Annotated in this window: 24 protein-coding genes and 1 pseudogene; 10 read left to right on the top strand and 15 right to left on the bottom strand. The window is 41.9% G+C overall.

Translation table 11 applies throughout. The features are described from left to right. Nucleotides 1–31: 31 nt before the first annotated feature. Both ELQ35_RS14325 and ELQ35_RS14320 read left to right on the top strand, forming a co-directional pair. Nucleotides 32–1369 carry a TrkH family potassium uptake protein gene (locus tag ELQ35_RS14325; RefSeq protein WP_126865508.1) on the top strand — a complete coding sequence of 446 codons (1338 nt, stop codon included), beginning with the start codon at nucleotides 32–34 and terminating at the stop codon, nucleotides 1367–1369. Between the two features lie 28 nt (nucleotides 1370–1397). Then, nucleotides 1398–2054, top strand: a complete 657-nt coding sequence (locus tag ELQ35_RS14320) for a potassium channel family protein (RefSeq protein ID WP_126865507.1) — start codon at nucleotides 1398–1400, stop codon at nucleotides 2052–2054. A gap of 94 nt (nucleotides 2055–2148) precedes the next feature. Here the strand turns inward: ELQ35_RS14320 and ELQ35_RS14315 are convergent. The 3 genes and pseudogenes from ELQ35_RS14315 to gnd all read right to left on the bottom strand — a co-directional run. Next, a pseudogene (locus ELQ35_RS14315) lies at nucleotides 2149–2313 on the bottom strand (nucleoside recognition domain-containing protein); the annotation flags it as partial. A gap of 8 nt (nucleotides 2314–2321) precedes the next feature. Then, nucleotides 2322–3863: a gluconokinase gene (gene gntK / locus ELQ35_RS14310; RefSeq protein WP_126865506.1), complete on the bottom strand. Its 1542-nt coding sequence runs from the start codon at nucleotides 3861–3863 to the stop codon at nucleotides 2322–2324. A 221-nt stretch (nucleotides 3864–4084) separates the two neighbouring features. Further along, nucleotides 4085–4978 (bottom strand): phosphogluconate dehydrogenase (NAD(+)-dependent, decarboxylating), encoded by an 894-nt coding sequence (gnd, locus tag ELQ35_RS14305; RefSeq protein ID WP_126865505.1) that lies wholly within the window; start codon nucleotides 4976–4978, stop codon nucleotides 4085–4087. Between the two features lie 146 nt (nucleotides 4979–5124). On the opposite strand from gnd, the gene ELQ35_RS14300 reads away from it, so the two are divergent. Next, on the top strand, nucleotides 5125–5970 hold the full coding sequence (locus ELQ35_RS14300) for a MurR/RpiR family transcriptional regulator (protein ID WP_126865504.1): 846 nt from the start codon (nucleotides 5125–5127) through the stop codon (nucleotides 5968–5970). A gap of 51 nt (nucleotides 5971–6021) precedes the next feature. On the opposite strand, the gene ELQ35_RS14295 is transcribed toward ELQ35_RS14300, so the two are convergent. From ELQ35_RS14295 to ELQ35_RS14285, 3 genes are all read right to left on the bottom strand, one after another. Then, nucleotides 6022–6750, bottom strand: a complete 729-nt coding sequence (locus ELQ35_RS14295; RefSeq protein ID WP_126865503.1) for an amino acid ABC transporter ATP-binding protein — start codon at nucleotides 6748–6750, stop codon at nucleotides 6022–6024. Then, on the bottom strand, nucleotides 6747–7391 hold the full coding sequence (locus ELQ35_RS14290; protein WP_126865502.1) for an amino acid ABC transporter permease: 645 nt from the start codon (nucleotides 7389–7391) through the stop codon (nucleotides 6747–6749). The genes ELQ35_RS14295 and ELQ35_RS14290 overlap by 4 nt, the downstream gene beginning before the upstream one ends. A 210-nt stretch (nucleotides 7392–7601) precedes the next feature. Beyond that, nucleotides 7602–8381, bottom strand: coding sequence for a transporter substrate-binding domain-containing protein (locus ELQ35_RS14285; protein WP_126865501.1), 780 nt, complete (start codon nucleotides 8379–8381; stop codon nucleotides 7602–7604). Between the two features lie 334 nt (nucleotides 8382–8715). Here ELQ35_RS14285 and ELQ35_RS14280 point away from each other — a divergent pair, with 334 nt between their 5' ends. Further along, a complete protein-coding gene (locus tag ELQ35_RS14280; protein ID WP_126865500.1) occupies nucleotides 8716–9054 on the top strand; it encodes a DUF485 domain-containing protein in 339 nt (112 codons plus the stop codon). A gap of 15 nt (nucleotides 9055–9069) precedes the next feature. Continuing rightward, nucleotides 9070–10611, top strand: a complete 1542-nt coding sequence (locus tag ELQ35_RS14275) for a solute symporter family protein (protein ID WP_126865499.1) — start codon at nucleotides 9070–9072, stop codon at nucleotides 10609–10611. A gap of 283 nt (nucleotides 10612–10894) precedes the next feature. On the opposite strand, the gene ELQ35_RS14270 is transcribed toward ELQ35_RS14275, so the two are convergent. The 5 genes from ELQ35_RS14270 to ELQ35_RS14250 form a co-directional block, all read right to left on the bottom strand. Beyond that, on the bottom strand, nucleotides 10895–11329 hold the full coding sequence (locus tag ELQ35_RS14270) for a threonine/serine exporter family protein (protein ID WP_126865498.1): 435 nt from the start codon (nucleotides 11327–11329) through the stop codon (nucleotides 10895–10897). A gap of 18 nt (nucleotides 11330–11347) precedes the next feature. Then, a complete protein-coding gene (locus ELQ35_RS14265; protein WP_126865497.1) occupies nucleotides 11348–12100 on the bottom strand; it encodes a threonine/serine exporter family protein in 753 nt (250 codons plus the stop codon). 122 nt (nucleotides 12101–12222) lie between these two features. Then, entirely contained in the window at nucleotides 12223–13422 is a 1200-nt protein-coding gene (locus ELQ35_RS14260) for a class I SAM-dependent rRNA methyltransferase (protein ID WP_126865496.1), read from the bottom strand. A 303-nt stretch (nucleotides 13423–13725) separates the two neighbouring features. Further along, nucleotides 13726–14742, bottom strand: coding sequence for a PTS sugar transporter subunit IIC (locus ELQ35_RS14255; protein WP_126865495.1), 1017 nt, complete (start codon nucleotides 14740–14742; stop codon nucleotides 13726–13728). Between the two features lie 286 nt (nucleotides 14743–15028). After that, entirely contained in the window at nucleotides 15029–15238 is a 210-nt protein-coding gene (locus tag ELQ35_RS14250; RefSeq protein ID WP_126865494.1) for a hypothetical protein, read from the bottom strand. Between the two features lie 315 nt (nucleotides 15239–15553). On the opposite strand from ELQ35_RS14250, the gene ELQ35_RS14245 reads away from it, so the two are divergent. Further along, nucleotides 15554–16015 (top strand): DUF3052 domain-containing protein, encoded by a 462-nt coding sequence (locus tag ELQ35_RS14245; protein ID WP_126865493.1) that lies wholly within the window; start codon nucleotides 15554–15556, stop codon nucleotides 16013–16015. Between the two features lie 109 nt (nucleotides 16016–16124). Next, nucleotides 16125–16805: an NAD-dependent epimerase/dehydratase family protein gene (locus tag ELQ35_RS14240; RefSeq protein ID WP_126865492.1), complete on the top strand. Its 681-nt coding sequence runs from the start codon at nucleotides 16125–16127 to the stop codon at nucleotides 16803–16805. A gap of 46 nt (nucleotides 16806–16851) precedes the next feature. Here ELQ35_RS14240 and ELQ35_RS14235 read toward each other — a convergent pair whose 3' ends face one another. The 3 genes from ELQ35_RS14235 to ELQ35_RS14225 all read right to left on the bottom strand — a co-directional run bounded on the left by ELQ35_RS14235 (nucleotide 16852) and on the right by ELQ35_RS14225 (nucleotide 21090). Then, a complete protein-coding gene (locus ELQ35_RS14235; protein WP_126865491.1) occupies nucleotides 16852–19071 on the bottom strand; it encodes a sensor histidine kinase in 2220 nt (739 codons plus the stop codon). Continuing rightward, nucleotides 19049–19741, bottom strand: coding sequence for a response regulator transcription factor (locus tag ELQ35_RS14230; RefSeq protein ID WP_126865490.1), 693 nt, complete (start codon nucleotides 19739–19741; stop codon nucleotides 19049–19051). Before ELQ35_RS14230 ends, ELQ35_RS14235 begins: the two co-directional genes overlap by 23 nt. Before the next feature lie 182 nt (nucleotides 19742–19923). Further along, nucleotides 19924–21090 carry a YecA family protein gene (locus ELQ35_RS14225; RefSeq protein WP_126865489.1) on the bottom strand — a complete coding sequence of 389 codons (1167 nt, stop codon included), beginning with the start codon at nucleotides 21088–21090 and terminating at the stop codon, nucleotides 19924–19926. 153 nt (nucleotides 21091–21243) lie between these two features. Here ELQ35_RS14225 and ELQ35_RS14220 point away from each other — a divergent pair, with 153 nt between their 5' ends. After that, nucleotides 21244–22149, top strand: a complete 906-nt coding sequence (locus ELQ35_RS14220; RefSeq protein ID WP_246026081.1) for a DMT family transporter — start codon at nucleotides 21244–21246, stop codon at nucleotides 22147–22149. Between the two features lie 97 nt (nucleotides 22150–22246). Further along, nucleotides 22247–23182 (top strand): aldo/keto reductase, encoded by a 936-nt coding sequence (locus ELQ35_RS14215; RefSeq protein ID WP_126865487.1) that lies wholly within the window; start codon nucleotides 22247–22249, stop codon nucleotides 23180–23182. 166 nt (nucleotides 23183–23348) lie between these two features. Here the strand turns inward: ELQ35_RS14215 and ELQ35_RS14210 are convergent, their stop codons facing one another. Continuing rightward, nucleotides 23349–24101: a class I SAM-dependent methyltransferase gene (locus tag ELQ35_RS14210; RefSeq protein ID WP_126865486.1), complete on the bottom strand. Its 753-nt coding sequence runs from the start codon at nucleotides 24099–24101 to the stop codon at nucleotides 23349–23351. A 208-nt stretch (nucleotides 24102–24309) separates the two neighbouring features. Here ELQ35_RS14210 and ELQ35_RS14205 point away from each other — a divergent pair, with 208 nt between their 5' ends. Then, nucleotides 24310–24501 carry a hypothetical protein gene (locus tag ELQ35_RS14205; protein ID WP_126865485.1) on the top strand — a complete coding sequence of 64 codons (192 nt, stop codon included), beginning with the start codon at nucleotides 24310–24312 and terminating at the stop codon, nucleotides 24499–24501. Nucleotides 24502–24513 lie beyond the last annotated feature (12 nt).

Genomic DNA, 24513 nt, shown 5'->3' with positions numbered 1-24513 from the left:
CTTGAGCGAAGCGAAAGGAATGAATATAACCATGAAAAAAACGAAAAATTTTTTTGATCCACCGAAAATTCTTGTATTGGGTTTCGGTGTGATTATTTTTATCGGGGCATTCTTGTTAACACTTCCTTTGGCTACGGTTGACGGAAAAGGGCTCTCTTTTTTAAATGCATTATTCACTTCTACGTCGGCAACATGCGTGACAGGACTGGTCGTAGTTGATACAGGTACTACCTTTAGCACGTTCGGGCAGCTGGTCATTTTATCGTTGATTCAGTTGGGTGGACTAGGATTTATGACGTTTGCCACTTTGTTTGCTTTTTTATTGGGAAAAAGGATCTCCTTAAAAGAAAGATTGTTGCTTCAGGAATCTTTAAATAACTTATCGATGGAAGGTGTTGTTAGGTTAGTCAGAAGGATCTTAATTTTCACCGCTGTAATTGAGGTGGCCGGCGGGATATTATTATCTATTCGTTTCTCCATTGACATGCCAATTGGCAAAGCGATTTATTATGGCTTTTTCCATGCTATTTCAAATTTCAATAACGCCGGGTTTGATTTAATGGGAGAGTTTCGAAGTTTGACCCCTTATGCAGAAGACCCTATCGTAACCCTGACCGTCTGTGCCCTTATCACGCTAGGCGGGATTGGTTTTATTGTGATGAATGAAATTTTCGAATACCGGGAAACCAGGCGTTTATCTTTGCATACGAAGGTCGTATTGGTAACAAGTTTAATTCTAATAGTAACCGGAACAATCTTAATTCTCTTGTTTGAGTATGGAAACCAGAAAACGTTACAACCTTTATCTTATCCCGGGAAAGTATTGGCTTCCTTGTTCCAAGCGATTACTCCAAGGACGGCAGGGTCCAATACATTGAATATTCCCGACTTAACACAACCCACCTTATTTTTGATTATTTTCCTCATGTTTATCGGAGCTTCTCCTGGTTCAACTGGCGGCGGGATAAAAACGACTACGTTTGCGACTTTATTAGGCACCGTCTGGTCACAGATTAGGGGGAAAGAAGATGTCGTCTTCTTTCGCCGCCGCATTGTAGTTGAAACGATATATAAAGCTCTTACCGTTACCGTTAGCGGGTTATTTATTGTGATAGCCGTTACCATGCTGCTGACGATTACGGAAAGCGGAAGAGACTTTTTAATGATACTGTTTGAAGCTACTTCTGCTTTTGCTACTGTAGGCCTTTCGATGGGATTAACCCCGGATCTGTCACCTGTTGGCCGTATCCTGATCATTTTAACGATGTTTGCCGGCAGGGTGGGCCCTTTAACTATCGCTTTTGCCATCACTATGAGGCGAAAACCGGATGCCTTCCGTTTTCCAAAGGGAAAAATTATGATTGGTTAACTAAACTTCAAGGAGTGTAGGATGTGCTATGACAAAACTGCAATACGCTGTTATTGGAATGGGCCGATTCGGAACTAGTATAGCTAGAAAATTATATGAAGCTGGCGAAGAAGTGCTGGGAATTGATATAGATGAGGAAAGAGTCGAAGATATTGAGTTATCTGTGACCCATGCGGTGGTCGCAGATACCACGGAAGAAGAAGCATTAAAGTCAATTGGAATCGGTGAGTTTGATTGCGTGATTGTTGCCATTGGTAATGATATGCAAGCTAGTATTCTAACCACCCTGCTCTTAAAAGAATTAGGAGTTAAAAAAGTAATCGCCAAAGCTCTCGGTAAACACCATGGACAAGTCCTAAATAAAGTGGGAGCCGATTGGATTATCTTCCCGGAAAAAGATATGGGAGAACGTGTGGCCCATCAACTTCTGTCGCCAAATGTATTGAACTTTATCGAACTTTCTAAGGATTATAGCATAGAGGAAATAAGTGTCCCTTCAAGTATGACAGAAAAAAGCCTGCGTGAGCTTGATATACGTGCAAACTTTAACATCACTGTCATTGCCTTGGTTAGAAATGGGGACATCATTGTATCTCCCGCACCCGATCAGATCATTCATGAAGAAGATATCTTAGTGGTGATTGGAAACAAAGAGAACTTAAGCACATTTGCACACAGAGAGTAACCCCATGTCACTTAAAAAGTTAACCAGTACGTATCCTGTAGTCAACAGGAGTGTACTGGTTTCTTTTTTGTGTCGATTATTTATAGTACGAAGCCAATGCCGAAGCAACGGCATTGTACGATTCCAATTTACCCATCCCATTCACTTTGCTTAGTAATAGGCCGATTCCTTTCATAATGAAAGGAAGGATTTTAAAGTGCTGCAGAATGCCGATTAAAACGGAAATGAACACAATCGGAAGCAGTACATTCAAATGGAAGTTTCACCTTACTTCATCATTTTCTTTTGAAAATCAGCGATATTTTTATATTCATTCTCCAAAAGTCGTGGCAAACGGATGAATATCGGTGTCAATTCTTCATAAACCGCGACGTTTTCCTCATTCGGCTTATGGTAATGCGTTGCACCGACCATTTCAGAAACAACATTCAGCGAATCGATTTCCCCCAGGCTATACAAACCAAGGATGGCTGCCCCAAGGCAGGAGCTTTCAAAACTCTCCGGTACGAACACTTCCTGATTGAAGATATCGGCCATCATCTGACGCCATAGCTCTGATCGCGCAAAGCCGCCGGTGGCCTGAATCTTCACAGGCTCTCCGATTAATTCCTTAAGTGCGAGGAGCACTGTATACAGGTTAAAAATAACCCCTTCCAAGACAGCTCTGATCAGATGCTCTTTTTTATGGTGCAGACCAAGTCCAAAGAAGGAGCCCCGAGCATTCGCATCCCACAGCGGCGCCCTTTCCCCTGCCAAATAAGGGTGGAACAGCAAACCATCAGCTCCCGGCTTCACATTTGCAGCAATCGCAGTGAGAACTTCATACGAATCTATTCCGAGCCGCTTGGCAGCTTCAATTTCGGATGCTCCCAGTTGATCGCGGATCCATCTGAAAATCATCCCGCCATTATTGACAGGGCCTCCGATTACCCAGTGATCTTCGGTCAATGCATAACAAAAGATCCGTCCTTTCGGGTCTGTCACCGGGCGGTCAGAAACAGTGCGGATTGCCCCGCTCGTACCTATCGTTACAGCGACCACTCCCGGATCGATCGCATCTACACCCAGGTTTGATAACACACCATCACTCGCCCCGACGACAAACGGGATCGACGCCGGCAACCCCATTTCCTTCGCATATGTTTCATTCAAGCCCTTCAGGCTGAAAGTAGTTGGAACAAGCTCAGATAATTTCTCTTCGGTAATTCCCGCTACCTGTAAAGCACCTTCGTCCCATGTTAACGACGTAAGATTGAACATTCCAGTAGCAGATGCGATAGAATGATCGATTACGTATTTTCCGAAAAGCTTGAAAAAGACATATTCCTTAATGGAAATGAATTTATAGGTTGAGGCAAACAAATCCGGCTGCTCATTCCGCAGCCATGTCAATTTAGACAAGGGAGACATAGGGTGTATCGGTGTGCCTGTTCGCAAATAGATATTATGGCCGTCCATTTCATTAAGGATTTTTTCCGACCATCCGGAACTGCGGTTATCCGCCCAGGTAATACAACGTGTTAAAGGCAAGCCGTACGTATCGACTGCAATGACACTATGCATCGCCGAGCTAAATGAAACACAAAGAATCGTTTCAGGATCGACATTTGCCTTCTGAATAGTTTGCTTGATCGATTGGATAACGGCCTGAAAGATTTCATCCGGATCTTGTTCCGCGGTTTCAGGAGTAGGAGAGTACAAAGGATACTCGATACCATGGCTGGAAATAACCGTGCCATCTGCAGAAAACAACACAGACTTTGTACTAGTTGTCCCAATGTCTACCCCAATTACATGTTTTGTGCTCAATTTCTTCCGCCTCCTTTGAAAAGCGCAAACGCCTTTTAAAAATAAACGTCGACGTCAGCATTAAGAAATGCTTCCCCGAAAGGCACCGCAACCGAAAATATCGATGATTTTTTTGGCGACATCCTTCCTGTGCAAGTCTGACAAACATCAGTATAGGGAGCGGTTTCGCTTAATTAAAAGGAGTTTTCGCTTAATTATCATTTTTTTCGCTTATTAATTTATTATTTTTTTTCTACGCTGTGGCCGCCGAACTCATTTCGCAGCGCTGCGACGACTTTTCCAGAGAAAGTATCCTCTTCTAAAGAACGGTACCGCATCATTAACGACATTGCAATGACCGGGGTGGCAGCCTGCAGGTCAAGCGCTGCTTCGACCGTCCATTTCCCTTCACCTGATGATTGCATCACACCTTTGATGCTATCAAGTCGGGCATCTTTCGAAAATGCATTTTCGATTAATTCCATTAGCCAGGAACGAATAACAGAACCATTGTTCCAGACACGGGCAACCTTTTCGTAATCAAACTCAAACGGGCTTTTCTCTAACACTTCAAAGCCTTCTGCAATTGATTGCATCATTCCATATTCAATCCCGTTATGCACCATCTTCAAGAAATGGCCGCTGCCGCTTCCCCCTGCATATAAATACCCGTTTTCAACGGAAATATCACGGAATAGCTCTTCAACAGAGTCAAAGGCTTCTTTATCTCCGCCAATCATCGTGCACACTCCGTTTCTTGCTCCTTCCATGCCACCGCTCGTGCCGACATCAAGAAAATGAATGCCGAGTTCTTTTAATTCAGCACTGCGTCTAATTGAATCCTTATAGTTGGAGTTGCCCCCATCTATCACGATGTCTCCGGGGCTTAAAAGGTCTTTTAACTCACCCAGTACATTTTCTGTAATCGTCCCCGCTGGTACCATCAACCAGACGATTCGCGGGCTTTCAAGGCTCTCTGCTAGCGAAGCCAGGGATGATACGCCTTTTCCTCCGGCGGCAGCCAGTTTTTCTATATTGGCAGCATCTACATCATGAGCAACCACTTCATGCTTGCCCATTACATTTAACGAAAGGTTAAATCCCATCTTTCCAAGACCTATTATTCCTACCTTCATCGTCAATCACCTTTTCAAAAAAATTTTCGTCAATACTCTCTATTATAAGAAATTTTTTTCAATATGAAAACCTTTCTAAGAAATTTTTTTTCATAACTTGCTTTATGATATACTTTTTTCATAATCATGAAAGGAACTTTTTCTTTATGACACAAAATTGCTTGGGAAAGATACGGTCTTATTATGTACGTTTTAGTGAAAAAGAAAAAAAAATTGCTGATTATATATTGGAGAATCCGGAGGAAATTATTCACAGTACGATTAATGAGGTCGCCGAAAATTTGAATGTTGCGGATGCAACTGTTTTTCGTTTTTGTAAACGGATCGGCTTTAAAGGGTACCAGGCGATGAAAATAGCGCTTGCTTCGGAAATCATGACGCCAATTCAGCAAATCCATGAACAAATAACGGAGCAGGATAATGAAAAAGCAGTAGCGGAAAAAATTTTCAAGTCGAACAACAGATCACTGGAAAATACTCTGGAAATCCTGGATTCCGACTCTTTAAAAAAGGCAGTAGCCCTGCTTTTACATGCAAGGCGAATTGAATTTTACGGGGCAGGAGGATCCTCTGTCATCGCCATGGATGCCTACCATAAATTTCTCCGAACAGGTGTCCAAACATTCGCCTTTATGGATTCCCACTTTCAGTTAATGTCAGCGTCACAGTTGACAGCGGACGACGTCGCTGTCGTAATTTCACATTCAGGGGCCAACAAAGATACCATACGCATTTTAAACACCGCAAACGAGACCGGCGCCAAAACGATTGGAATCACCAGCTTCCCGAAATCCCCGCTCAGCCAAAAGGTCGATGTTGTCCTGATTACAAGCTCTGAAGAGACAGAATACCGCTCAGAAGCATTAGCATCAAGGATCAGCCAACTAAGCCTAATTGATGCACTTTACGTAAATGTGATGATGAAGAACAAAGGAAAAGCAAAACAATCTCTGGAAAAGGTAAGGAATGCAATCTCAAAAACAAGAATGTAAGCTTTTTATTGGCACAATTAAAGCGGACTTTACAAAAAAGTCCGCCTTTACTTACAAAACCTTACTTAAAAATGCCTTTGTCCGTTCATGTGTTGGATTGTTGAATAACTCGCTCGGTACATTCTCTTCCATGATGTAGCCGCCATCCATGAAAAGGACCCTGTCCCCGACTTCCCTTGCAAAGCCCATTTCATGCGTGACGACGACCATGGTCATTCCCTCTTTGGCCAGCTGTTTCATAACTTCCAGCACATCGCCGACCATTTCCGGATCAAGGGCAGAGGTTGGTTCGTCAAACAGCATGATTTTGGGTTCCATCGCCAGGGCCCTCGCAATAGCAACTCGCTGCTTTTGTCCGCCTGATAGTTGTTCCGGATAGCTCTCCGCTTTTTCTCTTAATCCGACCTTATCCAACAGCTCCAGTGCCTTTGTCCCTGCTTCATCCTTGGAGGAAGAACGGACTTTCATTGGAGCGAGGGTGATGTTTTCCATAACGGTTTTATGGGGAAACAGGTTAAACTGCTGAAATACCATGCCCACCTCTTGCCTCACTTCGTTTATTTTGACTTTCGGATCGGTAATGTCCTGTCCATCGATAATGACGTGGCCATCCGTAATCTCCTCCAGCCGATTTAAACAGCGTAAAAAGGTGCTTTTGCCTGAACCGGAAGGCCCGATGACACAGACTACTTCACGTTCTTTGATTTCAGCATTGATATTTTTAAGTACCTCAAGGTTTCCAAACGACTTTTTTAGGTTCTTTACTGTAATGATACTCATCTGAGCACAAATCTCCTTTCAAGGAAATTAGCTATCAACGTGAGCAGGTAGATAACAATAAAATAGATAATGCCCACGATCAGCCAGATTTTAAAGGCCTCAAAGGTTGCTGAAGACTGGATTTCCCCCTGCTGTGTCAAATCGGCGATTCCAATGACAGACAGCAGCGACGTATCCTTTAAACTAATAATCGATTGGTTTGTGATTGTCGGCAGCATCCTGCGGAAAGCCTGTGGCAACACGATATGATACATATTTTGAAAACCAGTCAATCCCAGGGATCTAGCCGCCTCTGACTGGCCTCTATCAATCGACTGGATACCGGCACGGATAATTTCCGCAAAATAAGCCCCTGCGTTTATGGCAACGGTAATGATACCAGCCGTAGTACTGTTAAAGGAAATGAACGGCAGCGAATTAAGACCAAAATAAATAAAAAACAATTGAACCAAGAATGGTGTCCCGCGAATCGCATTAATAAAAATAAGCGCGATCCAATTTAGCGGTTTTATAGGCGCTAGCCTCAATAAAGCGACTACCAGCCCGATTATGAAACCGATAATGATTGCAATGATAAAAATGTATAACGTAACTTGAAGGCCTTTCATCAAATAAGGAAAAGCCGCACTGATTATATCCACCCGCATTCTCTCCTCTCAAAAAGAAAAGCGCAAGCGCCTAGTTCAGCCTTCTTGCTGTGATTGACTTATGACCTCAAGGCCGACTAAGATCGCACGTCCTGTGCGGTGGGGCTAGGCTTGCGCTAGACATCTTCTGAAGTCCAAAAAAAGATATACTTCTTTCATCTAAAAGAAGACACGCCCTGTGCGCGCCCTCTGAGCAGCTATCTATTATTCGCCTAAATATTTTTTCAGAATTTCATCATACTTTCCATTGTCTTTAAGTTCTTTGAGCCCCTTGTTGATTTTATCCAGGAGATCTTTATTTTCACCTTTTAAAACCGCAATGCCATATTGGTCGCCATTCAAGCGGTCGCCGACAATCTCAAGGCCAAGGTCTTTTTGAGCAATCGCATAGGCAATGACCGGATAATCCTCGAGCAGGACATCGGCATTTCCATTGGAAACTTCCTGGAACATGGCCGGACTGTCATTGAACTGAACCACTTTATAGCCTTTTTCATCAGCATGTTCGGTTGCATAGGTCGCACCGGTTGTGCCTTTCTTGACGGCTACCTTCTTACCCTTCAAGTCATCCATCGTCTTAATATCAGTCGACCCTTTTTTGACAACGAGGGAAAGCCCTGCATCAAAGTACGGGTCTGAAAAATCCACTACTTTTTTGCGGTCGTCAGTGATGCTCATTCCGGCAATGGCCACATCGAGCTCCCCAGCTTGCATAGCTTGGATGATGCCACCGAAATCCATTGGATTCAATTTTATTTTAAATCCCTGGTTTTTAGCAATTTCATTAATAAGTTCAATATCGATTCCTTTATATTCCCCGCCTTCTTCAAATTCAAATGGCGGATATGTCGTATCTACCCCAACCGTATACACCTTATCCTTGGCGCCGCTGCCTGTGGTTTCATCCGCTGTACCGCAGCCTGATAGGGCTGTTAAAGACAGCATCATCACAAAAAACAAACTAAGGACACGAAATTTCTTCATAAGTAAACCTCCTGTACTATGTATTCTTGCTACTATTACTTCGGGATACTTCAACAAAATCCCTGCTTTTTTCTTAAAAGTGACCTCCTCTGCACTGAATGCTGGATTTGTTGCTAGTATATATAAGATAACTAGCTCCTTCTACCCTATTCTTTTACTATGCAAACATATTCTCTTTTTTCCGGTTTGGGTGTTAAATCCATTATTTAGAAGTTTAACCTTATTTCGGAATTTACTTTTTTTTCTGAAAACAGTATAATACTCCTTGGATAGGTCATTTGCCTGATAAAGGGCGGGTGAATGGCCATTCATTAAGCTAAAGGGGGAAAATCTATTGGCACTGAATGGAGCTGCAGTAAAGAAAAAGCTCGGAAGAGCAGAGGACGATTACACGGAAGTCGTCCAGTCCTCATCTTTTAAAGAACTGATGCACCAGAAAAAGAAATTCATCGTTCCCATGTCCATCTTCTTCATGGTATTCTATTTTGCGCTGCCCATTATGACTGTCTACTCCACGGTTCTGAACAAGCCGGCTTTTGCATCCGTAAGCTGGGCCTGGGTCTTCGCTTTTGCCCAATTCGTCATGACGATCGCTTTATGTATGATCTATACCCGTAAAGCCAGGAAGTTTGATGAAATAGTTGAAAAAATAAAGAAAGAAACCAGGGGTTAAGGGGGATAAGCATTCATGAATGTATTAGCATTTACGTTATTTATCATTATCGTGGCTTTAACACTTGTCATCACTTTTGTGGCCGCAAAAAGAACAAAAACGACAAGTGACTTTTACACAGCAGACGGCAGTCTTACAGGCTGGCAAAATGGACTTGCGATTGCAGGAGATTATATGTCGGCTGCTTCGTTTTTAGGTATAGCCGGGATGGTAGCGCTTTCGGGGTTTGATGGTTTTTTCTATAGCATCGGCTTCCTAGTTGCCTATCTTGTCGTTTTATTTGTTGTAGCCGAACCTTTAAGAAATCTAGGAAAATATACACTTGCTGACATGATAGCAGCCCGTTTTAACGAAAAAAAAGTCAGGGGGGTTGCCGCTTTAAATACGATAACGATCTCTACTTTTTATATGATCGCCCAATTGGTCGGCGCAGGCGCACTTATAAAATTATTACTGGGTATAGATTATGTTTATTCCGTGTTAATCGTCGGAGTGCTGATGACCATATATGTAGTATTTGGCGGGATGGTGGCCACAAGCTGGGTCCAGATTGTCAAAGCGATTCTGCTTATGGGAGGAACTTTTGTCATCTCGATTATGGTGTTTGCAAAGTTTGATTTCAGCATCGTACAAATGTTCAATGAAATGAAAACAGCTACCCCATTGGGAGAAAATTATCTGAACCCAGGCAATAAATTTAAGAATCCGATAGATACAATCTCACTTAACCTGGCACTCGTTTTAGGAACTGCGGGACTCCCGCACATCTTGATTCGTTTCTTCACGGTGAAGGATGCCATCACAGCACGCAAGTCGGTTGTCTATGCAACCTGGATTCTTGCCGTTTTCTATATCATGACCATCTTCCTAGGTTTTGGGGCCGCCGCTTTCGTCGGATATGACAAAATAATCGAAGCAAATGCGGCTGGCAACATGGCGGCACCACTGCTCGCTCAGGCACTTGGCGGTGATTTCTTATTTGCATTCATTTCTGCGGTTGCCTTTGCAACGATACTTGCTGTTGTCGCAGGGCTAGTTCTTTCGGCAGCATCTGCCTTCGCCCATGATTTTTACAGCCATATCTTGCGCCGTGGGCAGGCAACGGAAAAAGAACAGGTTGTCGCTGCCAGGTGGGCTTCAATTGGCGTTTCGATCGTCTCAATTATCCTGGCGCTATTCGCCCAGACTTTGAACGTTGCTTTCCTTGTAGCGCTTGCCTTCGCGGTAGCCGCAAGTGCCAACCTGCCGATTATCCTGTTTACAATTTTCTGGAAGCGATTTAACACGACAGGGGCGGTCACTGGCATGCTCGTAGGCCTGTTCAGTGCCCTGTTCCTTGTGGCGATCAGTCCTAACGTATGGAATCCTGAAAAAGGTGTTGCCATTTTAGTCGGTGACCCGCTTATTTCACTCACGAACCCGGGTATTATCTCAATCCCGCTTGGCTTCATTGCTGCCATTGTCGGAACGCTGGTATCCAGTAAAAAAGCGGATGCGAAGAAGTTTGATGAAATTTTGGTTCAAGCCAATACCGGGATTAAACCTGTTGGAGAATAAATTAATTAAGGAAATAAGCCTGCATACACAGCGAGTCACCTCGCTGTATGCAGGCTGTTTCTTTTTTGCACTTTTTAACGATGTAATCACTTTAATTAATAAGACATTTAATAGAGCTTAAGATAAGGTGTAAATTGGGCCATCCAGTTTTGCCTCTGGTAAGCTTATTGTGGCTCCATTCCATCTAGAAGGAAAGCGCCTTCTAAACAATTTCCTCCAATTTTCAGCAATTCCTCTTTTCAAAGACAACCCAAACAGGCAGGAATGAATGATCCCTGCCCGATTAGTGCTTATTCTGATTATATTTTTTTACTAGCTGATTCATAACCTCGGAAAAAACGAGTCCCATCGCAATGGCTCCAGATAGCATACATGTTTTTACAGCGAGCTGGACAGCGACACTGTAATCATTGCTGACAAAGTGCCGCATGGCATCGTAAGCAAGTCCCCCAGGAACCAGTGGAATAATGCCCGATACATTAAAGATAATAATCGGCGTTTTGTATATTTTAGCAAAGGTCTGACTAATTAATGCGACCACAAAAGCAGCTGCCAGGGTAGCAATGACGCTGTCAATAGTGTACTCGACAAGTCCATAATAGAGCAGCCAGCCAGTCATCCCGACAAATCCGCACTGCATTAATGACTTTTTCGGAACATTAAAGATCACTCCAAAAGCAGCCGATGCGATAAAACTAGTAAAAAGCTGTGCCAGCATACATATACCCCATTGTTTTTAGTAAAATGAAAATACCGCGGCAATCCCCGATCCAATCGCAAAGGCAGTTAGAGATGCATCCGCACCCTTCGAGATCCCTGAAACCAGATGCCCTGCCATTAAATCACGCACTGCATTCGTAATCAATAGCCCGGGCACGAGCGGCATAACTGACCCAATAATGATTTTGTCCACCTCATTGCCAATTCCTGTGTGTACAAATAAAAAGGCGAGTAAGCCAATAATGAAAGACGAAAGGAATTCTGCGAAAAACTTTATTTCAAGCAAGCGATGTAAATAGATTAAACAAGAAAAGCCGATTCCTCCAGCCACGCATGCTGGAATAAAATCATCCCACCTGCCTTGGAACATAATCAAAAAACAGCCGCTTGAAATAAATGCCGCAAAAATTTGCAGCCAGATCGGATAAGCGAGATTTGCCCTTTCGATTCTCCTTAATTCAATAAGTGCTTCTCTTGCCGTTATCTCCACGTTGCTGATTTGCCTAGAAATGCTGTTTACGGCAGTAACCTTCTTTAAATCGGTAGACCGTTTTGATATCCGGTTAAATTTGCTTGGATCATCGCCATCAATGGAAAATATAATTCCTGTTGGAGTAACGAAGCTGTGTGAATGATCGATTCCGAACGAGGCAGCTATGCGGGTCATCGTATCTTCAACCCGATATGTTTCCGCACCGCTTTCCATCATAATTCTTCCCGCCAGCATACAGAGCTCAATCACTTCAGATGTTTTCGGTTGATTTCCCATGATTATCTCTCCGTTGGCAAGTCATATTATTTTACATTGAAACTTCAAAATGAATCTTTATCATGTTCCACGTGAAACAATATTTTAATTTTTCTTGAAAAGTGGAGACAATGCTTCTTATTTCACTTCTTTAGTTTCTTAATAAATACAACTTTTAAATAGTTTCCTTCTTTGAACTCGCTTATTGTTTTAAAATCCTCTGGAAGTGAGAATTCCTCGATCAACCTATAGCCAATATTGCTTTCTTTGAACGCCGCGTCGATGAAGCCTTTAAACTTTTTCATATCAAAGGCGCTGCTATTTGTTGAGGCGACAATGATTCCGTTATCCTCTGTTATCGCAATCGTGTCTTTCAGCAGGTTTTTATAATCCTTTGCGGCACTGAAGGTGAATTTCCTGGACTTTGCAAAGCTGGGCGGGTCAAGTACCACCATATCAAATTTTAATTGTTTTTTCACGGCATATTTAAAATATTTGAAAACATCCTCAACAATAATGTCCTGGGTCGTATGGTCAATGCCATTTACGCTGAACTGTTCGATTGTTTTCGGAAGGCTTCGATTGGCCAGATCAACACTTGTCGTTTTCACTGCCCCTCCTAAAGCGGCAAACACCGAAAAGGCTCCGGTATACGAAAACATATTCAAGACATTTTTTCCGTTTGAATAACGATCGTGGATGGCTTTTCTGACCTCACGCTGATCAAGAAATACGCCGACCATTGCTCCATCATTTAAATGCACGGCGAAATTTACGCCGCTCTCCTTTACGATAAGCGGAAATACTGGCTCCTGTCCAACCACGAAATCGTTCTCCTCGACATACTGCCCCTTTGCATCAAACCGTTTCTTCTGATAAACGGCTTTCACCGTAACCGTACCCGTTAATGCTTTGATAATATAATCCTTACATGCATAAATCCCTTCGCTGTACCAGTTAATCACATAATAGCCGTCATAATAATCGATGGTTAGGCCGCCGATTCCGTCCCCTTCGCCATTAAACAAGCGAAAAGCTGTTGTATCCTTGTCACTATAGAACCCCTTTCGATACTCATATGCACTCCTGATCTTATTATCGAAAAACTTCTGGTCTATTCTCTCATTCTCGTTCCGGGTCAACACCCAGCCATAACCTTTATTTTGCCTGCCGTAATAGCCTTTTGCCAGAAAGCGGTTTTTCTCATCCACAAGTCTGATGACCGATCCCTCCGCCTTCAGCTCATTTTCAGTTATTAGGGCATCCTTGCTGATCAGCGGAAAACCTTTACTGAGTTTACCTGCGTATTTTTGTTTTACTTTAACGTTTATTTCTGTTTGCATGGGTATACATCCTATCTGCCAGTTCTTACTACCGACCGGTCTTAAATATGTACGATACCATTATAACGATGTTCTATAACATTTCCAAAGTGAACTGCTGTTTTTTTCTGCTGAACTAAAAAGGAAATTTCGCTTAAATGAAGGAAACTTTTCGCTTGAATACCGATTTTTTCGCTTTAAAAAGGAGGTTTTCGCTTAAGTGAAAAGATTCCCGCTTGATTACAGGAAAAGATTGCGCACCAATTTGTAAACCAAAAAATAAAGAAAGGAGCACAGCCGCTTGGCTGTGCTCCTTTCAGTGAATTATTGAATCTCCATATGCAAATCGCCTGTTTTCGTCCAGCCGATCATTTTAATAAGCTGATATAACCCAAGTGTAATCGCAATTGGCAGAACCACTCCGACTGCAATATAAATCAAGAACCCGTTGATTCCCTGCGTCGCTAAAATGTTCAGTGGAGCGATGAATGAATTCAAACCAAGCCCTGCCAGCTCATAAGAAACTTGAAAGTCGAATCCGATTGTTGCAATCGGTGCACAAATGATTGCCGCAACAAAGGGCGGAATCACCAGCCTTGGATTTTTAATAAGATTTGGGAACTGCACCTTTGGCGTAACGGCAACCTGAGCCAGAAAACCGCCAAGATCATTCTGACGAAGCGACATTGCCGTAAATCCGACAAACTGGACCGTGCAGCCAATTAAAGCCGCGGCGCTTGAAACGGGATCCATTTGCAAAGCAATCGCAATCGCTGCCGAAGAAGCCGGTGTCATCAATAAAATACTCCAAACTAATGCAATGACCATGGAAGCGATGATTGGAGAGCCCTGGACAGAAGATGTAATCTCTCCGCTCAGCCATTGCAACAACGGTGTTGTCACAGCCGCTAACCCAATACCGATGACACCTCCTGCTAATATGGCCCCAACCGGAATGGCCATCATATCGAGTTTAGTCTTTCCTGTCAGGCGCTTACCTACATAGGTTGCAACTGCGGCAGCAAGTACCGCACTGATCGGTTGACCCGGTACAATCGTGAAGAGTCCCTCGGCAGTTGGGTGGATCGCCGCCCCTCCCACTGCAGCGGAAGCCATTGCACTAAAAACGACTAACGTATTGCCCCCCAATTGATAGGCAATCCCTGCACCAATGGCAGGTGCGAGCAACACCTTTGCCGCTGAACCTATTCCGATAAAGGCCTCCCAACCGATAAATTTCCCAATCGTTTCAAACAGCAAGCCAATCCCTAGTGTCACCAAAACCGCATTGGCAATTCCTGCTGAAGCTTTATACATTCTGTCTGCGATATACTTTTTCATCTCTTCTGCACCTCTCTTGTAGTAACGTGTTGTAATTTTCAATCTATTTGTTTCAAGTAAGAAAAGCGCATGTGCCCAGTAAAAAGGGACGTCGACTAACTTCCGCTTGATGCCTTACCCTGTTCTCCATTTCTTGTTGTTTTTGTTATCCTAACATAAGTTTTCTGAATATGTAAATAACTTTTTTAATTCCGAAACATTAAAAGCGCTTACATCGTAGGAGGGTATCCTTCTTCCATTTTTTAAAAATATTATTTTTATATAAGAAATCCTTTCTAGAAATTGTTTACTGAAACCAGGCTTTTTCTAAAAAGGAAATCCCTTCATCAATTTCTTTTTCTGTCATGCCGCCAAATCCAAGCATAATCATTGATGGCGGGCTCTTCTCTTTATCGAACCAGTATTTAGAAGGTGAATAGGCTTTCACTCCATATTTTGCGGCCATTTCAACCAAGTCACCTTCACCAGCATCTTCTACATGAAGTAAAAGATGCAACCCTGCTTTGCCTCCTATTACTTTTACGCGATTACCCAGGTAAGACTCCAGCGCACTTACTAATGCCTTATGCCTTATGCTTCGCCTGATAGACTTTCTTCATTTTACGGACATGTCGCTCAAATGATCCATCTTTCATGAAGGCAGACATGGCTCTTTGCGTGATAAATGAAGCGGATTGATTATAATTGTGCAGCTTTTAAATGAATGGTTTGACATTGCACCAGCTCGTTTCATATAGTTAAACCAAGTGACTGACAAAAAATTATCTGGTTCCCTAAATCCTAAAATTCTAATAAGAAAGGATTCTTGCCAATGCCTGAATTTTCACCCGTTTTAAAGAAACTACAATTCAAGGATCAAGGACAGCCTGTACTGATTCTTAATGCCCCTCATGCATACGATGAAGTAATCGCTTCATTCCTTGGAGAAGTACATCAGGTACAAAACACTGAAGTCTACGATTTTGTACAAGTCTTTGGAACAACAAATGCAGAACTGCAAACGCTGGCTCGGAAGGCTTCAAAGGCGATATCAGAAGATGGATTGCTATGGTTATGCTACCCGAAGAAATCGTCAAAGGCCTTTAAAGGCTCGGATTGCAGCAGGGAAACCGTAACGGGTTTACTTGCGGATGAAGGCTATGAGCCGGTCAGGCAAATTGCCATCGATGAGGATTGGTCGGCCCTGCGCTTTCGTCTAGTGGACAAAATAAAAACATTGACCCGGGACTTTGCCGTGACTGAAAAAGGGGTAGAACGTACGCAGCAGCAATAAGGGACCAGAAAGAGCCACCATTCAATGTTGCTACTAGTGGAGGTACAAGGCCATTTTAGAAGCATTTATGATGTTAAAAGTCACCTGAACTGCGGAGGAGCTAATAAACTTGGGAGAGAAATCTGCTTTAATCGTGGGTGCGAGCGGACTGGTCGGCCGTGAATTACTGCAATATCTGCTGAATGAACGGGATTATCGCAGGGTTGTCACATTGGTTCGCGAACCGCTTGGGATTCAACATCCCAAATTGCTGGAAGTACCAGTCGATTTTGACCGTTTGGATACCCATCGGGAACGTTTTGATGTTGATGATGTTTTCTGTTGTTTAGGCACGACCATTAAAAAGGCAAAGACTAGAGAAGAAATGGCAAAAGTGGACATCGGCTACCCTTTGGCAGTGGCAAAGCTGGCCTATGAAAATGCAGCTAAGCAATTTCTGGTCATAAGTTCAATGGGGGCCGATCCCGATTCGCGCATTTGGTATTCCCGTATGAAAGGAGTCCTGGAACAGGAAGTCAAAAAGGTCGGATTTCCATCCTTGAACATTTTCAGGCCTTCCCTTTTGTTAGGGAACAGAAAAGAATTCAGACTGGGAGAGTCAGCTGCTGCTTCCATCTTACCGCTTCTATCCTTTCTACTAGTCGGATCACTGAAAAGATATAAAGCGATCCAGGCAAAGACTGTTGCACTGGCTATGTATCGTTCGGCACAACGTGATAACCATGGGATAACAACCTATTTATCCCATGAAATAGAAGCCCTTGCATCACAAAAATACGTCAAAAGATGACCACCGCTTTGACATCGGGGTCATCTTTTTGTGGCCTGATGGTTTATTATATCGTCTCCAACTCAACTGTTACCTTGAACAGGTCTCCGTCTACCTCGATATCCAGGTTGCCTTCGTGAAGGTCGACAATCGATTTGGCTATGGCGAGCCCGAGCCCGGAACCATCTGTATGACGGGAAGTATCCCCACGTTTAAAACGCTCGATCAGTTCGTCGATATTTCCACCGAGATCATACTTGGATATATTTTTGAAAGTAATCACCACATGGCGGTTTTCAGCACCCAAAGTAATGTAAACTCTTGTATGTTCCAAAGAATATTTAAGAATATTGCCAATTAGATTATCAAAGACTCGCCATACCTTTTGTCCATCTACAAATGTGTAGACAGGCTTTTCAGGTGTCGACACCCTTAACTGCAAAGTCGACGCCTTTATCGTTTCATCATGTTCAGCCAGCGCCTGCTGCAGGAGCTGAACAATATCCACTTTTGCTTTCACAAGCTCAATATTCCCGCTCGCCATTTTTGAAGCTTCGAATAAATCGTCGATCAGAACCTTTAAGCGTTTTGATTTGCGGTCAATAATTTGAATGTATGCTTCCCTGTCCTTACCTGCCAAATCCGGTGTTTTAAGCAATTCCGTATAAGAAATAATCGAGGTCAACGGCGTCCTAAGATCATGGCTGACATTTGTAATCAGCTCCGTTTTTAAGCGTTCACTCTTTGCCTGCGCTTTTTGCGAGGCATTAACTCCGTGCTTCAAAGTGTTAATGCTGCCAGCCAGTTTAGCCAAGACGGAGTGCCCTTTTACAGGAAGATCCGGCCCCGGATTCCCTTTGGCCAGCTCACTAGAGTTTTTAACGATGCTATTAAAATACCCCATACGTATAATTAAGACAGCGAGGAAAGGGACTGTGACTAATATAAACAGAATTACATAAGTGCCTACCTCCTGCGGATTATAAAGTAAAAATCCAACACCAAAACCTGAAGCAAATATCACTATTAATAGAGCGAGCATTTGAACGCCCATGCTTTTATATAGGAAGGATTGCATGAAAACAAGATATCCTCTATAAATCAGACCGTTTTTTAACTCTTCTTTCAGATTACCGATTTCTTTGAAGCCGGATATAAGCAGGCTTCCCTGGAGAAGTGTCACAGTAACGAACACAATTGCCAAAGGCAAGGCGAAAGTTAATTTCCCGAGACTATAAAAGGCGTCACCGTACATATAAATATCACTGCTAAAACTTATAGCAGCAAGCATAGCTGGAAAACAAATCATAAAGGCAATGAGTCTTACGTCAAGTGGTATCCACTGATAATACCCAGCCCATTTTAAAGATGAAATAAAGTTGAATGGACGTGTTTTTTTATAGATATACAAACTTAGAAATAAGGCAAGGATGCCAATACCTGAGTACACGTAATAAAAGATTTGTCTTTCGCGGAAATCATGATACTGGGTCATCAGATCATTATCGGCGGACAACGATTTCGGGATGGCGATTTGTCCTTCAAATTTCTGATTCTCCTCTGAATCTGAAAGAGCAGCAACACCTTCAAACTCTACATAAGAAAGGCTGTCTTCTGTAGAGAGGTAGCCATTCTTGTCTTCAGAGTAACTTTGGATGGAGAGCATGTTCTTATTGTTTATTATTTCGTTAACAGATTCTTCTTTCACACCATTTAAATTGCTAAAGACCTTCCCCGTTCCGGTATTCTTCAGATAATATTTAAATGCTGTTTTATCATTCTGAAATTCTGGGTTATAATTCTCTTTTTCTTTAATAAGTTTATCAATTGTCTGTTCCTCTTCGTTGATCACTTTTTTTCGGACATACTCATCGTTTTTGAAGTTATTTGTAATGTCTTCTATCTTTTTGTCTCTTTCCGTTTTATATAAATCTGCTATTTCTTTATTATCTGCGGCCAGGGCCTCCTCAATTTGCAGTTCATATTGATTTTCTATATCCGAAACCTGCTCCGATAAGTTACCATACTGATTACGATGCTCATCGATTTCCTCTTTTGAAACAGTGATTCCCTCTTTAAGCTCTTCTTTTGTTTTATCATGTAACTCATATATGCTTAGCAGACCAATGAATCGATTTAATTCACTTTCAAATTCGGACGATTGAAAAAAGTCCTTCTTGATATATTCACTGCCGTGTGAAAAAGCTGAAATGGTCCCGCTTACACCGATTGTAAATAAAACAACCCAAACAATAAGCAACATGCTATTTTTCCATTTTATATCCAATCCCCCACACCACCTTTAAATATCTTGGATTTTTCGGGTCGATTTCGATTTTTTCCCGGATTTTACGAATGTGGACTGCCACAGTATTCTCCGCGTTATAACAAGGTTCTTTCCATACACGCTCATAAATTTCACTGATAGAGAATACCCTTCCAGCGTGGGACATGAGCAGTTCAACAATTCTATACTCAATCGGTGTCAGCTTTACCGTCTCTCCATGAAGTGCTACTTCCTTCGCTTCCTTATCCAGTGTTAACCCGTTCAAATTAATCAGCTTGTCGTTCCCCTCATATGTACCTAAGGTTACATACCGTCTCAGCTGCGACTTTACCCGGGCAATCAGCTCGAGAGGATTAAAAGGTTTTGTGACGTAATCATCCGCTCCAATCTGCAGCCCAAGAATTTTATCTGTATCTTCTACTTTTGCACTTAAAATAATTATAGGAATGTTTTTTTGCTCACGGATCTTAAACGTGGTCGAAATCCCGTCTAGCCGGGGCATCATAATATCCATGATAATAAGGTGAATTACTTGTTCATCCAGCTTTTCGATCGCTTCGATGCCGTCACTTGCCTTGATAACGGTAATTCCTTCATTCTTCAAATATATTTCAATAGCATCGCGAATCTCTTTTTCATCATCCACAACTAACACATTAAATGGGCTCATTCTCTCACTCTCCTTTCAAAATTATATCATGTGTCTATTTTTGGAATTACCTATATTTTAGCCTGCGAATCTTAACATTCCCTTAGCAAAATTCTTAAGAGTTTCTTAAGAAGCGTAAAAAAAGCCTGGATAGAGATTTATCCAAGCTGATCGTCATATATATTAAGTTCCTGTAACTTTCCTTAAGCACCGCAACATTTTTTATATTTCTTCCCGCTTCCACATGGGCAGGGATCATTGCGCCCGACCTTTTCGCTTTTTGCTGATAATATGAGGGATGGACTGCTGTTACTATTCCGAAGCGCTTTTCTAAAACTTACTTCCCTGGCATATGCACCATCTTTCCATTCTTTTAGATTAGGATTCGGTATATTTAATATTGTATAAAAACCATATGCCGTTTCCTCTGCATCGATGATCCCAGTGGTGTATGCTGCCATAAAATGTTCAACTTCAGGCAAGGCCTCTTCCGAGAGTTGGTGGCATAAGGCTTCAAAAATAAAAGTTCTATCATCTCCGTCATCCGTTTCCTTATAGGCATTTCTCAACACCTTCACCGCCAGCGGTGACTTTATGTTTTCAACTACCCCGGCAGCAAAGATAACTGATTCTTTATTTTGTAAATAGCGAGCAACCGCCTCTACCACTTTATCAGACTGAAATAAAATTAATGCTGCCGAAACCTCTTCCAGTAAAAGATCATCGTCACTTGCCAGTAAACTGGCCAATAGAGGAATGTATTCTTCCAATTGCTGCAGCCCGATTGCATAAACCATAAAAATGCCCGAAAAAGAAAACCATTCCTCCCGCAATTCTTCTTTGAGGGATAGTCTAATTTTCTCTTCATCCCACGATCCGTTTTGGACAAGAGTTTTGACTAACCTTTTTGCTTTCACGAATAAATCATGGTTATATCTTGTTCCATTTTCCAGCTCGGCAAGAACGGAACCGTATTCTTCCCATACTTCCTCTTCTGTCCCTTTAAGCAAGAGATCATAAAAACTCCATGTATCATTTGAAATGAACCGCTTTAACTTCTCTTTATTGAGTAAAGCTATTTCAGGCTCAAGGTGATTGTTTAGTAAGCTCGATACTAAGTGCAGTCTTGACTTTTCCAGCTTGTCTGCGCCTTCTAGAAGCAGCCGGGCTGCTCGGTCCGTTAAGTGATGGTTCTTAATTTTGATTAAAATAGTAGTGTCCTTTCCCTGTGCCGCAAATGCTTTCTCCAATAATCTTTCTGTCCATTCAGCTGGCACTTCAGGGTATTCATTTACGGCACGGAGGACAAATTCCTGCAAAACGATATCATCGGTTGTCAAATACGGCTCAATCTTTTGTAGAAAGTCCATGAAAAACCGCTCCTTTAATCGATATTTTAAAAACTTGCTATAAATTATTTTATCGTGTTTATCTAAGAATTCCCAATCATAGGGTCTTACTAATCAATTGCTGACATGATATATTGATTGAATAGTTTGTAATTAATGGAAGGAGTTGAGCTTTTGAAAAAACAATACGTACTGCTATTCCTAATCTTAGCAAACCTATTTTGGGCGGGTAATTATGTGTTTGGAAAATATGTCGTAGCGGAAATGACCCCTTTGCAAATGACGTTTTTCCGCTGGCTGATCGCTGTTTTTCTTCTGTTTCCAATTGCACATTGGATTGAACGTCCAAATTGGAAAGAAGTATGGAAAGAATGGAAGATTCTTTTGGTTATGTCCATATTGGGAATTATCGCGTATAACTATCTATTGTATGAGGCGCTGAGGTTTACTACTTCTCTGAATGCAGCGCTCGTTAATTCCATTAATCCAGCTTTCATTGTCCTTTTTTCAGCCATACTCCTCAAGGAGAAAATTCCCCTAAAGAATGGCGTTGGTCTTATTATTTCCCTTTTGGGTGTTCTTCTCGTCTTGACCAAAGGCCAGCTGCAGCAAATTTTCCAGCTTGATTATAATCAAGGTGATGTATTCATGCTTTTGGCTATCCTTGTTTGGACGTTTTATTCCATCATAGGGAAAAAGCTGAAAACGATTCCTCCAATTTCAGCCACAGCGGCATCCGTTCTGCTTGCACTGGTCATATTGTTTCCGTTTATGATGGTTTCGGGTTTTAACCCTCCTCTAAGTCAGCAAGCCGTGCTAGGCATTTTGTATATCGGGATTTTCCCTTCCGTGGGGTCTTTTATTTTCTGGAATGTATCACTCCGCCATATGGGCGCCAGCCGGGCGGGGATTTACCTCAATCTAATTGCCGTGTTTACTGCCATTCTAAGCTTAGTACTGGGTAAATCGATCACTTTTGTACAGATTATCGGAGGTATCCTTGTTTTTATCGGCGTCTATCTAACCAGTCAAAAAGAAAAAAATAGAGAGAACCCCGTCAGAAAAAAAGGCAAAAGGTAATTACTGAAAAAATGAGTCATGAAGCTAACCATTTCCATTTTTCTTATCTGTTTTGTTATGATATCACTAGGTTAAGAAAAGGAGATGTATAGCAAAAATGACTGAAAAGACACGTATCGGGAAAACAGATTTGTATGTAAATAAAATTGGACTTGGAACGAATGCGGTCGGGGGACATAATATTTATCCGAATCTTAACGAAGAGACAGGGAAAGATGTGGTCCGTACAGCTATAGACAATGGCATCAACTTTTTAGATACCGCGTTCATATACGGACCTGAACGCTCAGAAGAACTAATCGGTGAAGTAATAAAAGAAAAAGGTAATCGGGAAGATATTGTAATCGCTACAAAGGGTGCACACAAATTCATGGATGGCGACGTAGTCATTGATAATTCACCTCACTTTTTAAAAGAAGCCGTCGAAGGTAGTTTAAAACGGCTTCAAACCGATTATATCGATCTATTTTACATTCACTTCCCCGATGAAAAAACACCTAAAGACGAAGCAGTTGGGGCTTTAAAGGAACTAAAGGACCAAGGTAAAATAAAAGCAATCGGTGTATCAAACTTTTCGATAGAACAATTAAAAGAAGCCAATAAAGACGGTTATGTAGATGTGCTGCAATCTGAATATAACTTATTTAAACGTGAGGTTGAGCAGGATATTCTTCCATATACTGCGGAACACAACATTTCATTTGTCCCTTATTTCCCGCTTGCAGCTGGACTGTTGGGCGGAAAGTATAACAAGGATACGAAATTTGATGACGGACGTGCGAAAAACCCGCTATTCCAGGGAGAAGCTTTTATCCGCAATCTGGAAAAGGTTGAGCAGATACGTGAAATTGCCAATGCAAAGAACTCGGAAGTTGCCCATGTTGTTCTTGCCTGGTATCTCACCCGGGAGTCAATTGATGTGTTAATCCCTGGTGCAAAACGGCCCGATCAAGTGACAAACAACCTTAAAACATTGGATGTCCAATTAACAAATGAGGATATAGCAAAAATCAGCCGGATATTCCAGGCATAATTCTGGATCAGCTACATCTATCTTTGGAAATTAAGGCAAGCAGGCTAATTAAGTCTGCTTGCCTTAACAAATTACTTAGAATTCCACATCAAATTCTTAGCGTCTCTTTTTTATCGATTAAGTTAATCTTCCTCCTGCAATCCCTCTGAAAACGGATAACCACTAATCAAAGATATGTCAACAAATCCGTTTTTTTCGCTTTGAAAACACGATATCCCAATTGCTCTCTAAAAGCTACCAATAGCTTTTGATGGGTATCAATAACTTCCTCTATTTCTGGATCAACATTTGCAAAGGTTGGTAGATGCTCGGATAATTCATCCTCCTCAAACGTGTACTCTTCCAATTCTTGCAATATTGATTTGGATTTCACTATATCAACTGTTTTAAATCCTGCCTTTTTTATCGCCTTTATCCACTCTTCCTCGGTCAATATCTCATTCATTTTATAGAACTCCATTATTTCCGCTTTCTCATTCATGATCAATTTTTGTTCAGCCGTCATGTCTATATTCACTAGCGCCCCGCTTGGCTTAAGTACTCGAAAGTATTCCTTTAGTGATTTAGAAACCTCTGTAAAAGCTGTCGACGATTCTGCGATGATTAAGTCAAATGAGTCATTTGGAAAGGGCAGACTTTCTAGATCGCCTTTAACAACTTTGATAGATAGGTTTTCTTCTGTGAACCTTTGATTTGCTGTCTTAATCATCTCTGGGTGGCTATCGATTGCATACACCCTACAAGAAAAGGTTTTTGCCAGGTAGGCAGATGTTTGGCCAGTTCCACATCCTGCGTCAAGAATTTTTGTGTGGCGATTAATCTTTTCATTTTGCAAAATCTTCTTAGTAAGCATCATTCCGCCTGGGTGGGCTCCACCTATACGGGAATATGCTAAAGCATCTTGATAGGAAAAACTCACGACATCTTCTCCCTTGATTAGAAATATGATGTTCCATTGTATGAAATGCCGGCAAGGAATGATACATATATCGATCAACGCAAATGTTTTGGCAAACTTTTGAGGCTTTTCCGCTTTCGCCTTGTGTATTTAACCATTCCAATCAACATGTGTGGACATAACCTATTAGTGAGTTGGAAATTCACAGATATATTGGAGGTGTAATGTAATGTCTGTTTCACGTTATTACAATATGTGTAATAAATATGTTGGCAGATGTGTAGATATTAAAACACATGATGGCCATACTCATCGGGGGATTATTGACAGGGTTACTTCAGATAGAGTGTTTCTTCGCCCAGTAGGAGGAAACCGGAACTATGGCGGATATGGTTATGGTCTGTCTCTTATACACATCTGACGCTGCCGACGA

Origin of the sequence: Peribacillus cavernae (assembly GCF_003989135.1) — a bacterium.
GTDB lineage: Bacteria > Bacillota > Bacilli > Bacillales > DSM-1321 > Peribacillus > Peribacillus cavernae.
The sequence above is the reverse complement of the archived record's forward strand: the minus strand, read 5'-3'. Positions and strand labels throughout refer to the sequence as shown.

Excerpts from the sequence above, each read along its gene's own strand:
- ELQ35_RS14325 (WP_126865508.1), top strand. The coding sequence starts at position 32 with ATGAAAAAAACGAAAAATTTTTTTGATCCACCGAAAATTCTTGTATTG.
- ELQ35_RS14320 (WP_126865507.1), top strand. The coding sequence starts at position 1,398 with ATGACAAAACTGCAATACGCTGTTATTGGAATGGGCCGATTCGGAACT.
- gnd (WP_126865505.1), bottom strand. The coding sequence starts at position 4,978 with ATGAAGGTAGGAATAATAGGTCTTGGAAAGATGGGATTTAACCTTTCG.
- ELQ35_RS14300 (WP_126865504.1), top strand. The coding sequence starts at position 5,125 with ATGACACAAAATTGCTTGGGAAAGATACGGTCTTATTATGTACGTTTT.
- ELQ35_RS14295 (WP_126865503.1), bottom strand. The coding sequence starts at position 6,750 with ATGAGTATCATTACAGTAAAGAACCTAAAAAAGTCGTTTGGAAACCTT.
- ELQ35_RS14285 (WP_126865501.1), bottom strand. The coding sequence starts at position 8,381 with ATGAAGAAATTTCGTGTCCTTAGTTTGTTTTTTGTGATGATGCTGTCT.
- ELQ35_RS14275 (WP_126865499.1), top strand. The coding sequence starts at position 9,070 with ATGAATGTATTAGCATTTACGTTATTTATCATTATCGTGGCTTTAACA.
- ELQ35_RS14270 (WP_126865498.1), bottom strand. The coding sequence starts at position 11,329 with ATGCTGGCACAGCTTTTTACTAGTTTTATCGCATCGGCTGCTTTTGGA.
- ELQ35_RS14265 (WP_126865497.1), bottom strand. The coding sequence starts at position 12,100 with ATGGGAAATCAACCGAAAACATCTGAAGTGATTGAGCTCTGTATGCTG.
- ELQ35_RS14260 (WP_126865496.1), bottom strand. The coding sequence starts at position 13,422 with ATGCAAACAGAAATAAACGTTAAAGTAAAACAAAAATACGCAGGTAAA.
- ELQ35_RS14255 (WP_126865495.1), bottom strand. The coding sequence starts at position 14,742 with ATGAAAAAGTATATCGCAGACAGAATGTATAAAGCTTCAGCAGGAATT.
- ELQ35_RS14245 (WP_126865493.1), top strand. The coding sequence starts at position 15,554 with ATGCCTGAATTTTCACCCGTTTTAAAGAAACTACAATTCAAGGATCAA.
- ELQ35_RS14230 (WP_126865490.1), bottom strand. The coding sequence starts at position 19,741 with ATGAGCCCATTTAATGTGTTAGTTGTGGATGATGAAAAAGAGATTCGC.
- ELQ35_RS14225 (WP_126865489.1), bottom strand. The coding sequence starts at position 21,090 with ATGGACTTTCTACAAAAGATTGAGCCGTATTTGACAACCGATGATATC.
- ELQ35_RS14215 (WP_126865487.1), top strand. The coding sequence starts at position 22,247 with ATGACTGAAAAGACACGTATCGGGAAAACAGATTTGTATGTAAATAAA.
- ELQ35_RS14205 (WP_126865485.1), top strand. The coding sequence starts at position 24,310 with ATGTCTGTTTCACGTTATTACAATATGTGTAATAAATATGTTGGCAGA.